This is a genomic window from Streptomyces toxytricini (assembly GCF_014649915.1).
Classification (GTDB): domain Bacteria; phylum Actinomycetota; class Actinomycetes; order Streptomycetales; family Streptomycetaceae; genus Streptomyces; species Streptomyces toxytricini.
Window position 1 is genome coordinate 225,259 of the sequence record NZ_BMTY01000003.1, and the last position, 14,566, is coordinate 239,824.

General features: G+C 76.7%; 10 protein-coding genes. 8 read left to right on the top strand and 2 right to left on the bottom strand.

Annotated elements, in window-relative coordinates; genetic code table 11:
• Positions 1-73 precede the first annotated feature (73 nt).
• The 5 genes from IE170_RS05130 to sucD all read left to right on the top strand — a co-directional run bounded on the left by IE170_RS05130 (position 74) and on the right by sucD (position 7,333).
• Positions 74-1,180, top strand: coding sequence for an ATP-binding protein (locus IE170_RS05130; RefSeq protein WP_189808072.1), 1,107 nt, complete (start codon positions 74-76; stop codon positions 1,178-1,180).
• Positions 1,177-3,582, top strand: a complete 2,406-nt coding sequence (locus IE170_RS05135) for a DUF5682 family protein (protein ID WP_223856158.1) — start codon at positions 1,177-1,179, stop codon at positions 3,580-3,582. Before IE170_RS05130 ends, IE170_RS05135 begins: the two co-directional genes overlap by 4 nt.
• Positions 3,583-3,764: 182 nt before the next feature.
• The gene (locus IE170_RS05140; protein ID WP_189808073.1) at positions 3,765-4,967 is read left to right on the top strand and encodes a VWA domain-containing protein; all 1,203 of its coding nucleotides are present in this window, start codon (positions 3,765-3,767) and stop codon (positions 4,965-4,967) included.
• Positions 4,968-5,240: 273 nt separating this feature from the next.
• On the top strand, positions 5,241-6,422 hold the full coding sequence (gene sucC / locus IE170_RS05145; protein WP_125547897.1) for an ADP-forming succinate--CoA ligase subunit beta: 1,182 nt from the start codon (positions 5,241-5,243) through the stop codon (positions 6,420-6,422).
• 23 nt (positions 6,423-6,445) lie between these two features.
• Entirely contained in the window at positions 6,446-7,333 is an 888-nt protein-coding gene (sucD, locus tag IE170_RS05150) for a succinate--CoA ligase subunit alpha (protein ID WP_189808074.1), read from the top strand.
• 115 nt (positions 7,334-7,448) lie between these two features.
• Here the strand turns inward: sucD and IE170_RS32420 are convergent, their stop codons facing one another.
• On the bottom strand, positions 7,449-9,407 hold the full coding sequence (locus IE170_RS32420; RefSeq protein ID WP_229884598.1) for a transcriptional regulator: 1,959 nt from the start codon (positions 9,405-9,407) through the stop codon (positions 7,449-7,451).
• A 128-nt stretch (positions 9,408-9,535) separates the two neighbouring features.
• On the opposite strand from IE170_RS32420, the gene IE170_RS05160 reads away from it, so the two are divergent.
• Positions 9,536-11,269, top strand: coding sequence for a cell division protein PerM (locus IE170_RS05160; protein ID WP_189808075.1), 1,734 nt, complete (start codon positions 9,536-9,538; stop codon positions 11,267-11,269).
• Between the two features lie 65 nt (positions 11,270-11,334).
• Here the strand turns inward: IE170_RS05160 and IE170_RS05165 are convergent, their stop codons facing one another.
• Positions 11,335-11,982 (bottom strand): hypothetical protein, encoded by a 648-nt coding sequence (locus IE170_RS05165; protein WP_189808076.1) that lies wholly within the window; start codon positions 11,980-11,982, stop codon positions 11,335-11,337.
• Between the two features lie 323 nt (positions 11,983-12,305).
• Between IE170_RS05165 and purN the strand changes: the two genes are divergently transcribed.
• Entirely contained in the window at positions 12,306-12,929 is a 624-nt protein-coding gene (gene purN / locus IE170_RS05170; RefSeq protein ID WP_189808077.1) for a phosphoribosylglycinamide formyltransferase, read from the top strand.
• Complete coding sequence (purH, locus tag IE170_RS05175; protein WP_189808078.1) at positions 12,926-14,503, top strand: bifunctional phosphoribosylaminoimidazolecarboxamide formyltransferase/IMP cyclohydrolase; 1,578 nt, start codon at positions 12,926-12,928, stop codon at positions 14,501-14,503. The genes purN and purH overlap by 4 nt, the downstream gene beginning before the upstream one ends.
• The last annotated feature ends 63 nt before the right edge of the window (positions 14,504-14,566 follow it).

Consider the following 14,566-nt stretch of genomic DNA (forward strand, 5'->3'; position numbering starts at 1 on the left):
GGCTGGTTGTCAGTGGCGTGGTGCACCGTGGGGTCAGCAGTCGGGAACGGCTGCGGTACATCGGAGGGGGACGATGGACACGCACGGGAACGGCACCGGCGCCCAGGCGCTGCGACCGCACGCCGAGGACGCCTTCGCACACGAACTGAAAGCCCTGGCCGCCGCCGACGACCGGCCCCGCCCGCCCCGTTGGAAGCTCTCCCCGTGGGCCGTCGCCACCTACCTCCTCGGCGGCACGCTCTCCGACGGCACGGCCGTCACCCCGAAGTACGTCGGCCCGCGCCGCATCGTCGAAGTCGCCGTCAGCACGCTCGCCACCGACCGCGCGCTCCTCCTGCTGGGCGTCCCCGGCACCGCCAAGACGTGGGTGTCCGAGCACCTCGCGGCCGCCGTCAGCGGGGACTCCACCCTGCTCGTCCAGGGCACCGCCGGGACCCCCGAGGAGGCCGTCCGCTACGGCTGGGACTACGCCCGCCTCCTCGCCCGCGGCCCCGGCCGCGAAGCCCTCGTCCCCAGCCCGGTCATGCGGGCCATGGCCGACGGGGCGACCGTCCGCGTCGAGGAGCTGACCCGCATCCCGGCCGACGTCCAGGACTCGCTCATCACCATCCTGTCCGAGAAGACCCTGCCCATACCCGAGCTGGGCCAGGAGGTGCAGGCCGTCCGCGGCTTCAACCTCATCGCCACCGCCAACGACCGCGACCGGGGGGTCAACGACCTCTCCAGCGCACTGCGCCGCCGCTTCAACACCGTCGTCCTGCCGCTGCCCGCCACCGCCGACGCCGAGGTCGACATCGTCGCCCGCCGCGTCGACCAGCTGGGCCGCGCCCTCGACCTGCCGCCCGCGCCCGACGCGCTGGCGGAGATACGCCGCGTCGTCACCGTCTTCCGCGAGCTGCGCGAGGGCGTCACCGGCGACGGCCGCACCAAGGTGAAGACCCCGAGCGGCACCCTGTCCACCGCCGAGGCCATCTCCGTCGTCACCCACGGCCTCGCCCTCGCCGCCCACTTCGGCGACGGCGTGCTGCGCCCGTCCGACGTGGCCGCCGGGATCCTCGGCGCGGTCGTCCGCGACCCGGCCGGCGACCGGGTCGTCTGGCAGGAGTACCTGGAGGCCGTGGTCCGCGAGCGGGACGGCTGGCAGGACTTCTACCGGGCCTGCCGGGAGGTGGCGCCATGAGCCCGGCGGCCCCGCCCGCCCGGCGGGGGCCGCTGCTGCTGGGCGTCCGCCACCACGGCCCAGGCTCGGCGCGCGCGGTCCGGGCCGCCCTGGACGCCGCCCGGCCGGCGGCCGTCCTGGTCGAGGGCCCGCCCGAGGGCGACGCGCTGCTGCCGCTCGCCGCCGACCCGGGGATGCGGCCGCCCGTCGCCCTGCTCTCGCACGCGGCGGACGACCCCGGCCGGGCCGTGTTCTGGCCGCTGGCCGCGTTCTCCCCGGAGTGGGCCGCCCTCCGCTGGGCGCAGGAGCAGCAGCCGCCCGTACCCGTACGGTTCATCGACCTGCCCGCCGCCCACACGCTCGCCGCCGCGGAGGCCGGGGAGCCGGCGGGCGGCGCCCCGCGGCCCGACCCGCTGGGCGCGCTCGCCGCGGCCGCCGGGTACGGGGACGCCGAGCGCTGGTGGGAGGACACGGTCGAGCTGCGCGGAGGGCCGGGCGACGCCCCCGCCGACCCCCTGGCCGCGTTCGAGGCGCTCGGCGACGCCATGGAGGCCCTGCGCGGGGCCCACCCGGAGGACGCCTCGGGCACGATCGGAGGCCGCCCCCGCGACCTGGTCCGCGAAGCCCACATGCGGCAGCGGATCCGGGCGGCCCGCCGCGAGTTCGGCGACGGCTGCGCGGTCGTGTGCGGCGCCTGGCACGTCCCGGCGCTGCGCGCCGCGACCACGGCAGCCGCCGACAAGCGGCTGCTGGCAGGCCTGCCCAGGACCAGGGTGGAGACCGCCTGGGTGCCCTGGACGCACCGGCGGCTCGCCCGTACCGGAGGCTACGGCGCCGGCGTCGCCGCGCCCGGCTGGTACGCCCACCTGGCCGCCGCCCCCGACCGGCCGGTCGAGCGGTGGATGGCCCGGGCGGCCGCACTGCTCAGGGAGGAGGACCTGCCGGTCTCCCCGGCGCACGTCATCGAGGCGGTCCGGCTCGCCGACACCCTCGCCGGGGTGCGCGGCCGGCCCGCGCCCGGCCTCGCCGAAACCCTGGACGCCGTCCGGGCGGTCATGTGCGACGGCTCCGACGTGCCGCTCGCGCTCGTCGAGGACCGCCTGGTCGTCGGGGACGTCCTCGGCCGGGTCCCCGGCGGCGCGCCCGCGGTGCCGCTGCAGCGGGACCTCGCCCGGCAGCAGCGCTCGCTGCGGCTGAAGGCCGAGCCGCAGGAGCGGGAGCTGGAGCTCGACCTGCGGGGGCCGACGGACGCCGCCCGGTCGCTGCTGCTGCACCGGCTGGGACTGCTCGGCATCGGCTGGGGCCGGCCGGCGGCCTCCCGTCCCGGCACCGGCACGTTCCGCGAGACGTGGCGGCTGTGCTGGGAGCCGGAACTGGCGGTGCGGGTGGCCGAGGCCGGGATCTGGGGCACCACCGTCCAGGCCGCGGCCGGCGCCAAGGCCGCGGCGGACGCGGCGGCCGCCCGGGATCTCGCCGAAGTCACCGCCCTGGCGGAGCGGTGCCTGCTCGCCGGCCTGTCCGAGGCGCTGCCGCAGGTGCTGCGGGCCCTCGCCGACCTGGCGGCCCTCGACACCGACGCGGCCCGGCTGGCGCAGGCCCTGCCCGCGCTGGCCCGCGCCCTGCGGTACGGCGACGTCCGGGGCACCGGGGCGCCGGCCCTCCGCGCGGTGGCACGCGGCCTCGCGGAGCGGATCTGCGTGGCCCTGCCGCCCGCCTGCGCCTCCGGCCTCGACGCCGAGGCGGCGGCCGCGATGCGCGGGCACGTGGAGGCCGTGCACCGGGCGGTCGGCCTGCTGGACGACGAGGAGCTCCAGGAGCGCTGGGCGGCGGTCCTGGCCGCGCTCGGCGTGCGGGACGGCGTGCCCGGGGCGATACGGGGCCGGGCGGTGCGGCTGCTGCTCGACGAGGGGCGGCTGCCCGCGCCCGAGGCGGCCCGGCTGATGGGGCTGGCGCTGTCACCGGCGGCCGCCCCCGCGGACGCGGCCGGCTGGCTCGACGGCTTCGCCGGAGCCGGCGCCGGCGGCGGCATGCTGCTCGTCCACGACGAACGGCTGTTCGACCTGGTCGACTCCTGGCTCGCCGCGGTGCCGGCGGCCGCCTTCGCCGACGTGCTGCCGCTTCTGCGCAGGACCTTCGGGGCGTACGAGCCGGGCGTGCGGCGGACCCTCGGCGAACTGGCCCGCCGCGGCCCGGACGCCCGGCGCACGGCGGCCGGCGCCGGCGCCCCGGAGGGCTTCGCCGCGGAGCTCGACGAGGCCCGCGCCGCCACCGCAGCCGACCTGGCCCGTCTGCTGCTGGAAGCCGCAGACCGGCCCACACCGCAGGCACACACCTCCGACGAGCCGCCGCACAAGGGGGGCGACGGGCCGGACCCGAACCGGCAGGGCGCAGGCCGGGAAACGACGGGAGGACGGCGCGGATGACCGGGACGGCCCGGCGGGGCGCCGACGCGGACGACGACAGGGGGGAACGGGGCGGCCGGAAGGGGGCGCGGGGGGCGCGGGGCGGCGCGGCTGGCGGCCAGGGGATGGCAGAGGGGGACGGCGTGGACGAACGGGACAGGGCGGCGGGGCGCCGGCCGGGGGACGACGGGGGAGGGCGCGGGATGAATGAGACGGACGGCGCTCCGGGCGCCGCGCAGGCCGCGGTGGAGGACGGGGAGCGGTTGCGGCGGTGGCGGCTCGTGCTCGGCGGGGCCGGCGCCGACGGCACCGGCTGCGTACTGGCCGGGCGGGACCGGGCCGTGGACGAGGCGCTCGGCGCGCTGTACGACAGCGCCGCCGCCGACCGGGGCGGCAGCAGCGGCTCCCGCCGGGGGGCGGGGGAGCGGTCCGGCGGGCTCGGGGGCTCCGCGCCGGCCGTGGCCCGCTGGCTGGGCGACATCCGCCGCTACTTCCCGGCCCCCGTCGTGCAGGTGATGCAGCGCGACGCCATCGACCGGCTCGGGCTCTCCGCGCTGCTGCTGGAGCCGGAGATGCTGGAGGCCCTGGAACCGGACGTGCACCTCGCCGGGACCCTGCTCTCCCTGAGTGCGGCCATGCCGGAGACGACCCGCGAGACGGCGAGGGCCGTCGTCCGCGGCGTCGTCCGGCAGCTGGAGGAGCGGCTCGCCTCCCGCACCCGGGCAGCCGTCGCCGGCGCCCTCGACCGCTCGGCCCGCACCGCCCGCCCGCGCCGCGCCGACATCGACTGGGGCCGCACCATCCGGGCGAACCTGAAGAACTACCTGCCCGAGCAGCGCACCGTGGTCCCCGAGCGGCTCATCGGGTACGGCCGGGCGGCGCAGTCCGTACGGAAGGAGGTCGTCCTCTGCATCGACCAGTCCGGCTCCATGGCCCCCTCGGTCGTCTACGCCTCCGTCTTCGGCGCCGTCCTGGCCTCCATGCGGTCCCTGTCCACCCGCCTCGTCGCCTTCGACACCTCCGTCGCCGACCTGACGGACCGGATCGACGACCCGGTGGACGTCCTCTTCGCCGCGCAGCTCGGCGGCGGCACCGACATCAACCGCGCCCTGGCCTACTGCCAGTCCCGGATCACCCGACCCGCCGACACCGTCGTCGTCCTGATCAGCGACCTTCACGAGGGCGGCATACGCGGCGAGATGGTCAAGCGGGTCGCGGCGATGCGGGCGGCCGGCACCGCGTTCGTCGCGCTGCTCGCCCTGTCCGACGAGGGCGCCCCCGCCCACGACCGGGAACACGCGGCGGCCCTCGCCGCACTCGGCGTGCCCGCCTTCGCCTGCACGCCCGACCTGTTCCCCGAGGTGATGGCCGCGGCGATCGAGGGCAGGCCGCTGCCCGCGCCCTGACCGGGGGCCCGTATCCGCCGTACGGGAAATGGTCGGATCGCACGAATTCGCAGCTCACCGGTCGGCCGATCTGTGAGGGGAATCACCGCGCCGGTGTGATCTGCGATTTAGGGTGGCAGGTGTCCCGGGGATAACCTGCGAGACGGACATGCCGCGTCCACGGTCACCGTGTGCGCCTCCCTTGTGACAGAGCCGTCACGTTGCCCTCCGCGGCACGCCCACGCAGACAACCGCGAATCACTGCGAATCTTTGAAGACAAGGGACGGACGCGCGTGGACCTGTTCGAGTACCAGGCGAGGGACCTCTTCGCCAAGCACGGTGTACCGGTGCTGGCCGGTGAAGTCATCGACACGCCTGAGGCGGCTCGCGAGGCCACCGAGCGGCTGGGCGGCAAGTCGGTCGTCAAGGCGCAGGTGAAGGTCGGCGGCCGCGGCAAGGCCGGCGGCGTCAAGCTCGCCGCCACCCCGGACGAGGCCGTCGCCCGCGCGACGGACATCCTGGGCATGGACATCAAGGGCCACACGGTCCACAAGGTGATGATCGCGGAGACCGCTCCCGAGATCGTCGAGGAGTACTACGTCTCCTACCTGCTCGACCGCACCAACCGCACCTTCCTGGCCATGGCCTCGGTCGCCGGCGGCATGGACATCGAGGAGGTCGCCGCGACGACCCCCGAGAAGCTCGCCAAGGTCCCGGTGAACGCCAACGAGGGCGTCTCCATCGAGAAGGCCCGCGAGATCGTCGCCCTGGCGCAGTTCCCGGCCGAGGTCGCCGAGAAGGTCGCCGAGGTCCTGGTCACCCTGTGGAAGACCTTCGTCGCCGAGGACGCGCTCCTCGTCGAGGTCAACCCGCTCGCCAAGGTCGCGTCCGGCGAGGTCATCGCCCTCGACGGCAAGGTCTCCCTCGACGAGAACGCGGAGTTCCGCCAGCCGTCCCACGAGGAGCTCGTCGACAAGGCCGCCGCCAACCCGCTGGAGGCCGCGGCCAAGGAGAAGGGCCTCAACTACGTCAAGCTCGACGGCGAGGTCGGCATCATCGGCAACGGCGCGGGCCTCGTCATGAGCACCCTCGACGTCGTCGCGTACGCCGGTGAGAACCACGGCGGCGTCAAGCCCGCCAACTTCCTGGACATCGGCGGCGGCGCCTCCGCCGCGGTCATGGCCAACGGTCTCGAGATCATCCTCGGCGACCCGGACGTCAAGTCCGTCTTCGTCAACGTCTTCGGCGGCATCACCGCCTGCGACGAGGTCGCCAACGGCATCGTCCAGGCCCTCCAGCTGCTCAAGGACAAGGGCGAAGAGGTCACCAAGCCGCTCGTCGTCCGCCTCGACGGCAACAACGCCGAGCTCGGTCGCAAGATCCTCTCGGACGCCAACCACCCGCTGGTCCAGCGCGTGGACACCATGGACGGCGCGGCCGACAAGGCCGCCGAGCTCGCTGCGGCTGCGAAGTAAAGGGACGAGGTCACAGACTCACCATGGCTATCTTCCTCAACAAGGACAGCAAGGTCATCGTCCAGGGCATGACCGGTGCCACGGGCATGAAGCACACCAAGCTGATGCTCGCCGACGGCACGAACATCGTCGGCGGCGTGAACCCGCGCAAGGCCGGCACCAGCGTCGACTTCGACGGCACCGAGGTCCCGGTCTTCGGCTCGGTCGCCGAGGCGATGGAGAAGACGGGCGCGAACGTCTCCGTCCTCTTCGTCCCGCCGGCCTTCGCCAAGGCCGCCGTCGTCGAGGCCATCGACGCCGAGATCCCGCTGGCCGTCGTCATCACCGAGGGCATCGCGGTGCACGACTCCGCCGCCTTCTGGGCGTACGCGGGCGCCAAGGGCAACAAGACCCGCATCATCGGCCCGAACTGCCCGGGTCTGATCACCCCCGGCCAGTCCAACGCCGGCATCATCCCGGGCGACATCACCAAGCCCGGCAAGATCGGTCTCGTGTCGAAGTCCGGCACGCTGACCTACCAGATGATGTACGAGCTGCGCGACATCGGCTTCACGTCCTGCGTCGGCATCGGCGGCGACCCGGTCATCGGCACCACGCACATCGACGCCCTGGAGGCCTTCGAGGCCGACCCGGAGACCGAGCTCATCGTCATGATTGGCGAGATCGGCGGCGACGCCGAGGAGCGCGCGGCCGACTTCATCAAGGCGAACGTGACCAAGCCGGTCGTCGGCTACGTCGCGGGCTTCACCGCGCCCGAGGGCAAGACCATGGGCCACGCCGGCGCCATCGTCTCCGGCTCGTCCGGCACCGCGCAGGCCAAGAAGGAGGCCCTCGAGGCCGCCGGCGTCAAGGTCGGCAAGACGCCGACCGAGACCGCCAAGCTGGCGCGCGAGATCCTCAGCAAGGCGTAGCACCGCCTCGCGGCGCCGCCCGGCGGCGCCGCGGACATCGCACGGGCGCGGCCCGCACCCCCGGCCAGGGGTGCGGGCCGCGCCCGTACGTGTACGCGCCGGGCGGGCGCGCCGCTCACTCGGGGAGCGGCTCCAGGCGGTCCGGCCGGGCGGCAGGGTCGGCCCGCAGCTTCTCCTGTAGCTGCCGGCCCTCCTCGGTGAGCCGCTGGGGGCCGCTGAGCGGCGGCACCCCGGAGACGCTGGTGCCGGGGAAGACCGGGGGCTCGTACCGGGTGGGGGCGGTCGCCAGGGTGTAGGCCGTGGCCGCGGTGAGCAGCGCGGTCACCCCGGCGACGGTGCGGGACCAGCGCCGGGCGCGGTACTCGGCGGCCCCGCGGACCGCCGCGGCCGGGCGCGGCACGAGCCGTACGGGGGGCCGCAGCGCGCCGAGCCGCTCGTGCAGCAGGGCCGCCCGCTCCTGCGGCGGCGCCGCGGCCACCGCGGGGACCCGGCAGGCGAGGTCGTCGTGGGCGTACAGCAGCCGGTGGCCGGCGGTCGGCGTGGTGGCCTCCGTCTCGGCGGCCGTGTCGGGGAGGTCGAGGCCGACGGCGTGGTACAGCAGGACGGTGCGGCGGTGGACGGGCGGCAGCGCCAGCACGGCGTCCATCAGGACCCGGTCGGCCGGGTCGACGGATCCGGCGGGGGGCTCGGGGTGCCGGTGGGCGCGGCGGAAGCGGTGCCAGGGGGAGAGGGCGTACTCGTGCGCGGCGGCGCGCACCCAGCCCACCGGGTCGGGGTCGGTGGCCACCTCCGGCCAGCGCGCCCAGGCCTGCTGGAACGCCTGCTCCACCGCCTCCAGGGCAAGTCGGCGGTTGCCGGTCAGCAGGTAGGCCTGCCGGGCCAGGGCGGTGGCGGACCGCCGGTACAGGGCGTCGAACGCCGCCCGCGGCCCGTCGACCGGCCCCGAGGCGGCCTCCTCGGGCACCTCGTCGGCGGGGTCGGCCGCGGGGGCTTCCTCGGCGGACGGGGCCGGGAGCAGACCGGCCGGCCCGTCGGTGCGCGAGCCGCTTCCGTCCCCCGCGGCACCTCCGGCGGGGGCGCCGGCCGGGAGGGTGTACGGGCCCGGCGCCGGAGCCTCCGGGTCCGCGGTCGCGCCGGGGCCGGTGCGGTGCGGCAGCGGGCCGTCCGGACCGCTTGCGTGCGGTGCGGTGCTCCCGGCGGGGCCGTCCGCGGGGGCGTTCCGGCCGGGGCCGGCCGGGGCGTCGTACGGGCCCGGCTCCGGCGCTGAGCCCCCTGGGGCGCCGTACGGGCTCGCGGCCGCAGCGGCCGGCTCCGGCCGGGTCGCCCCGGGGCCGGGGAAGTGCGGCCAAGGGCCGTCCGGGAGGGGGCCGCTGCCGTGCGGCGCGGCGCTCCCGGCGGGAGCGCCGGCCTCGGCGTCGCGGCCGGGGCCGCCCGGGGCGCCGTACGAGCCCGGATCCGGGGCGGGGCCGATCCGGGCGCCGTACGAGCCCGGTTCCGGGGCGGGGTCCGCCGGGGCGTCGTGCGGGCCCCGTTCCGGTCCGGGGCCGACCCGGGCGGTGTGCGCGCCGGGCTCGGAGCCGGGGCCGGCCGGGGCGTCGGCGTCGTACGGGCCCCGCTCGGCGGTCGGGCCGGCCGGGGCGGTGTGCGGGCTCGGCGTCGGCGTGGCCGTACCGGAGCCGGGGTGGCCGGGCGGGGGGCCCGTCCGGCCGGGGCGGCGTGGCGGCGCGGGGCGGGCGGCGGGGCGGCGCGGGGCGCGGGCGGGGGGCCCGGCAGCGGAGTCCCCCGCCGGGCTTGCAACCGGGCCGCCGTCGGGCGACCGTGACGGCCCGCCCGCGGCGGGGCCCCGTACGGCCCCGCCGCCGGAGCCGCCGGCGCCGCGCGCCAACAGCCGCACGTAAGCGGCGCGCTTGCGCCCGCGCGGGTGCGTGCGGCCCGCCTCCCAGGAGCGGACGGCGGCCCCGGAGACCCCCAGCCGCTCCGCGACCTGTTCGCACGTCAGGTCCGCCGCCTCGCGGAGCCGGCGGCGGTCTTCGGGCGAGGGGAGCCCGGCGGGCTCCCCGGTGCTCTCCGTCATGCCACGCTCCCCGCGCCTGGCTGACCGCAGCAAACCTGCACGAAAAAGTACATAAACGTATATTGAGCGACACAACGGACATTCGCCTATTACCCGCCCATAGCGCGTGTCGTTGGCACCATGGCGGAGTGACCCAACTGACCCGCCGCGACGCGCCGTTGCCGACCGCGCCGCGCCACGCCGCCCGTCGGCGCAACCGTTCGCCCGAGGCCGCCGCCTGCGTGTTCGGCGGGGCCGTCGCCGCCGGGCTGGGCCTCGGCTTCCTCGCCGTCCTCGTGATCGTCCTGTGGATCAGCTCCCCCTACCCCGACAGCGGGCCCGGCGGGGCGCTGCACCTCGCCGCCGGCCTGTGGCTGCTCGCCCACGGCACCGAACTCGTCCGCTACGACACCCTCTCCGGCGTGCCCGCACCCGTCGGGGTGACGCCGCTGCTCCTGATCGCCCTGCCCGCCCTCCTCATGCGCCGCGCCGCACGCCTCGGCAGCGCCTCCGGCGACGGCAGCGACGGGGACGAGGTGCTGCCCGCCGGGGTCGTCTTCTCCGCGGTGCTCTGCGGCTACCTGGGCGTGGGCTGCCTCGCCACCGTGTACGCGGCCGGCGGCCCCATGCCCGCCGACCCCCTCAGCGCCGCCTGGCACGTCCCCCTCGTGGCGGTGCTCGCCGCATCCGCAGGGGTGTGGGCGGCGAAGGGCCGCCCGCTCGGCCCGCTCCCGCGGTGGGTCCCCGGGGTGCTGCGCCGTGCGGTGGTACGGCCCCGGTACGCCGTCGCGGTCCGGGCCGGGACGGCCGGGGCGCTCTCCCTGGCCGGCGGCGGGGCGCTGCTCGTCGGCCTCTCGCTGGCCTGGCACGGCAAGGAGGTCGAAGCGGCCTTCCTCGCGCTGACCGGGGTGTGGTCGGGCCGCTTCGCGGTCCTGCTGCTCGCGCTCGCGCTGCTGCCGAACGCGATGGTGTGGGGCGCGGCGTACGCCCTCGGCCCCGGCTTCGCCCTCGGCGGCGGTGCCTCCGCGACCCCGCTCGGCTTCGAGGGGGCGCCCGCGCTGCCGCGGTTCCCGCTGCTGGCGGCTCTCCCGCCGGAGGGGCCCGGGACGACGCTGACCTGCGCGACGGCGGCGCTGCCGGTGGCCGCCGGGTTCGTGGTGGGCTGGTTCGCGGTGCGCCGGGCGCGGGAAGTGCGGCGCGCGGAGACCGCGCTGACGGCGGCCTTGGGGGCGCTGGTGTGCGGGCTGCTGATGGCGGGGCTCGCGGCGGTCTCGGGCGGGCCGCTCGGCTCGGGGCGGCTGGCGGAGTTCGGGCCGGTGTGGTGGGCGACCGGCGCGGCGGCGTTCGCGTGGACGCTGGTGCCGGCCGTTCCCCTGGCCGTGGCGGTGCACTCGTGGCGGACGCGGCCGCTGCGGAAGGCCGCCGAGGCGGAGGAGGAGGCCCTCGCCGCCGACGACGCGTGGCACACCGGCGGGGGACGGGAGGTCCGCTGGGAGGCGCTGCGCCGCACGGCGGGCACGCTGGTCCCCGACCTCGCCCCGGCGCCGCCGGGGCCGCCCGCGGAGCCGCCCGCTGCGGCGGAGGACGCGCCGCCGCCGGAGGGCCGCTCCCGCCGCCTGACGGTGGTGACGGGCCTCGGCATCGACCTGTCCGCCGCCCTGGCCCGCCCGCACCCGGACCCCGCGGCCCGGGAAGGCCTGGCCGCGACGGCATCCGCCCCGGCCGCCGGCCTCCCGCCCGGGCCGCTCCTGCACGCCCCCTCCGGGGACGGGGAGCCCGCCGCGGCCGCTGCACCGGGCGCCGTCCCCGTCCTGGCGGCGCGCCCGCTCGCCCCGCCCGTCGCGGGAGCCCGCGTCCTGTCCAGACGCCGCCCGACCGGCTGACGCGGCTGCGCCCGCCCCCGTACCGCGGGGGCGGGCGCAGTGGGCGGACCGTGAGGGCCGGGCGGCTACTGGCGAACCTTCAGCATCTTGCCGAGCGCGTTGTCCGGCAGGAGGTCGTTGCACTGGAGCTCCGCCGCCTTCGTCAGGGCGTCGTCGCGGCAGATGTAGAAGTCCTTGTAGGCGATCTGCACGCCGTACGAGCCCAGGGCCAGGGCGATCGCCAGTGTCGCCGTGACGAGGCCGCTGACCGCGGCCGCCCGCTGCGGGCCCGCCGCCGGGCCGAGTGCGGCGAGGCCGCCCCCGCCGCTGCCGCCGCCGGCCGGGCGGGCGCCCGCCCCGGTGGCGTCCGCGGCAGCCCCGGGCGCCGCCGCCGGCTTGCCCCGCAGGCCGCTGACGCCCCAGTACACCGCGAGCGCGCCCAGCAGCAGCCCCACCGACGGGATCCCGAAGATCCCGAAGAAGAAGCCCCACATGCCGGCGAGCAGCGCATAGCGGGCGCGCCGCTGCACGGGGTCGGTCGGGTCCCAGCGCGCAGGCCCGGACGGCCCGGACGGCCCGCCCGGTCCCGTCGGCCCGCCCGAGGAGGGGTCCTGGCCGGGGCGGCCGCCGCCACCGCCGGGGCGCGGCTGCCACGGCTGGTCGGGCCGGCCCTCCGGCGGAGCCGCGAAGGGGTTGTCGTCGGTGGAGGAGTCGGGCTGGCGGCGGTCCGGCATCGAGTGCGTTACTTCCCCTGTGTCGTGGACGCCGGGCGCGCCCGGGGCGGGGCGCCGGCGTCGGAGTGCGTCGCGGGCGGCGTGCGTCGAAGGGCTGCGCGGTCCCCTCACACCACGCCGTTCGCGGCCTGTACGCCAGACGCTACCCGTCGGCCGTCCCCCCGTCCCTCGGGGGCCGTCCGGTGTGCCGGTATCGTTGCAGGCGGTCGGCGGCTTCGTAGGGTCCCCCGTATACCGGGGTGTCGAAGTTTTGTACGACCGCACAAGACGAATGCCGCGCCCCCGGGTCTCCCGGGCGGCACCCACGCGAGAAAGGGCCTGTCATGGCCGCCTCCCGCCTGGTCGTCCTGGTCTCCGGATCCGGCACCAACCTCCAGGCCCTGCTCGACGCCATCGATTCCCACCCCGGCGGCGCCGAGGGCTTCGGTGCCGAAGTCGTCGCCGTGGGGGCCGACCGCACCGGCATCGCCGGCCTGGAGCGGGCCGAGAAGGCGGGCATCCCGACCTTCGTCTGCCCGGTGAAGGACTACGCGAGCCGGGAGGAGTGGGACGCCGCCCTCACCGAGGCGACCGCCGCCCACGACCCCGACCTCGTCGTCTCCGCCGGGTTCATGAAGATCGTGGGCAAGGCGTTCCTCGGCCGCTTCGGCGGCCGCTTCGTCAACACCCACCCCGCCCTGCTGCCCGCCTTCCCCGGCGCGCACGGCGTGCGGGACGCGCTCGCGTACGGCGCGAAGGTCACCGGCTGCACCGTCCACTTCGTGGACGCCGGCGTGGACACCGGCCCGATCATCGCCCAGGGTGTCGTCGAGGTCAGGGACGGGGACGACGAAGCCGCTCTGCACGAGCGCATCAAGGAAGTCGAGCGCCGGCTGCTCGTCGACGTCGTGGGGCGCCTGGCCCGGCACGGCTACCGCATCGAGGGACGAAAGGTAACGATCCAGTGACCGCCGCAGAGAGCACCACGACGTCGCAGCGACCGATCCGGCGCGCGCTCGTCAGCGTCTACGACAAGACGGGACTGGAGGAGCTGGCCCGCGGCCTGCACGAGGCGGGCGTCGCGCTCGTCTCGACCGGCTCGACCGCCTCCCGCATCGCCGCCGCCGGCGTCCCCGTCACCAAGGTGGAGGAGCTGACCGGCTTCCCCGAGTGCCTGGACGGGCGCGTCAAGACCCTGCACCCGCGCGTGCACGCCGGCATCCTCGCCGACCTGCGCCTGGAGGACCACCGCAGCCAGCTGGCCGAGCTGGGCGTCGAGCCGTTCGACCTGGTCGTCGTGAACCTCTACCCGTTCCGGGAGACCGTCGCCTCCGGCGCCACGCCCGACGAGTGCGTCGAGCAGATCGACATCGGCGGCCCGTCCATGGTCCGCGCCGCCGCGAAGAACCACCCCTCGGTCGCCGTCGTCACCAGCCCCGAGCGGTACGGCGACGTCCTCGCCGCGGTCCGCGGCGGCGGCTTCGACCTGGCCGCCCGCAAGCGCCTGGCCGCCGAGGCCTTCCAGCACACGGCCGCCTACGACGTCGCCGTCGCGTCCTGGTTCACGAACGCGTACGCCCCCGAGCCGGAGGCCGCGCTGCCCGAGTTCCTGGCCGGCGCCTGGGACCGCAAGGCCGTCCTGCGCTACGGCGAGAACCCGCACCAGGCCGCGGCCCTCTACACCGACGGGCAGCCCGGCGGGCTCGCCAACGCCGAGCAGCTGCACGGCAAGGAGATGTCCTTCAACAACTACGTGGACACCGAGGCCGCCCGCCGCGCCGCCTACGACCACGACGAGCCCTGCGTCGCGATCATCAAGCACGCCAACCCGTGCGGCATCGCGGTCGGCGCCGACATCGCCGAGGCGCACCGCAAGGCCCACGCCTGCGACCCGCTGTCGGCCTTCGGCGGCGTCATCGCCGTCAACCGCCCGGTGACCGTCGAGCTCGCCGAGCAGATCGCCGAGATCTTCACCGAGGTCGTCGCGGCCCCCGCCTACGAGGACGGCGCGGTCGAGGTCCTGGCGAAGAAGAAGAACATCCGCGTGCTGCGCGTCGAGGGCAGCCCGCACCAGCCGGGCGACCTCAAGCCGATCTCGGGCGGCGCCGTCCTCCAGCAGAGCGACGTCTTCCAGGCCGAGGGCGACGACCCGGCGAACTGGACGCTGGCCACCGGCGAGGCGCTCGCCCCGGCCGAGCTCGCCGAGCTGGCGTTCGCGTGGAAGGCCTGCCGGGCCGTGAAGTCCAACGCGATCCTGCTCGCCAAGGACGGCGCCTCGGTCGGCGTCGGCATGGGCCAGGTCAACCGCGTCGACTCCGCGCGCCTCGCCGTCGAGCGGGCCGGGGCCGAGCGGGCGCAGGGCTCGTACGCCGCGTCGGACGCGTTCTTCCCCTTCCCGGACGGGCTGGAGATCCTGACCGCCGCGGGCGTCAAGGCCGTCGTGCAGCCGGGCGGCTCGGTCCGCGACGAGCAGGTCGTCGAGGCCGCGAAGGCCGCCGGGGTGACCATGTACTTCACCGGCACCCGGCACTTCTTCCACTGACCAGGGCCGCACACGGCGAAGGCCGCGTCCCGCACTGCGGGACGCGGCCTTCGCCGTCACCGG

Coding starts and splice junctions, on each gene's coding strand:
- IE170_RS05130 (WP_189808072.1), top strand. CDS start 74: ATGGACACGCACGGGAACGGCACCGGCGCCCAGGCGCTGCGACCGCAC.
- IE170_RS05135 (WP_223856158.1), top strand. CDS start 1,177: ATGAGCCCGGCGGCCCCGCCCGCCCGGCGGGGGCCGCTGCTGCTGGGC.
- IE170_RS05140 (WP_189808073.1), top strand. CDS start 3,765: ATGAATGAGACGGACGGCGCTCCGGGCGCCGCGCAGGCCGCGGTGGAG.
- sucD (WP_189808074.1), top strand. CDS start 6,446: ATGGCTATCTTCCTCAACAAGGACAGCAAGGTCATCGTCCAGGGCATG.
- IE170_RS32420 (WP_229884598.1), bottom strand. CDS start 9,407: ATGACGGAGAGCACCGGGGAGCCCGCCGGGCTCCCCTCGCCCGAAGAC.
- IE170_RS05165 (WP_189808076.1), bottom strand. CDS start 11,982: ATGCCGGACCGCCGCCAGCCCGACTCCTCCACCGACGACAACCCCTTC.
- purN (WP_189808077.1), top strand. CDS start 12,306: ATGGCCGCCTCCCGCCTGGTCGTCCTGGTCTCCGGATCCGGCACCAAC.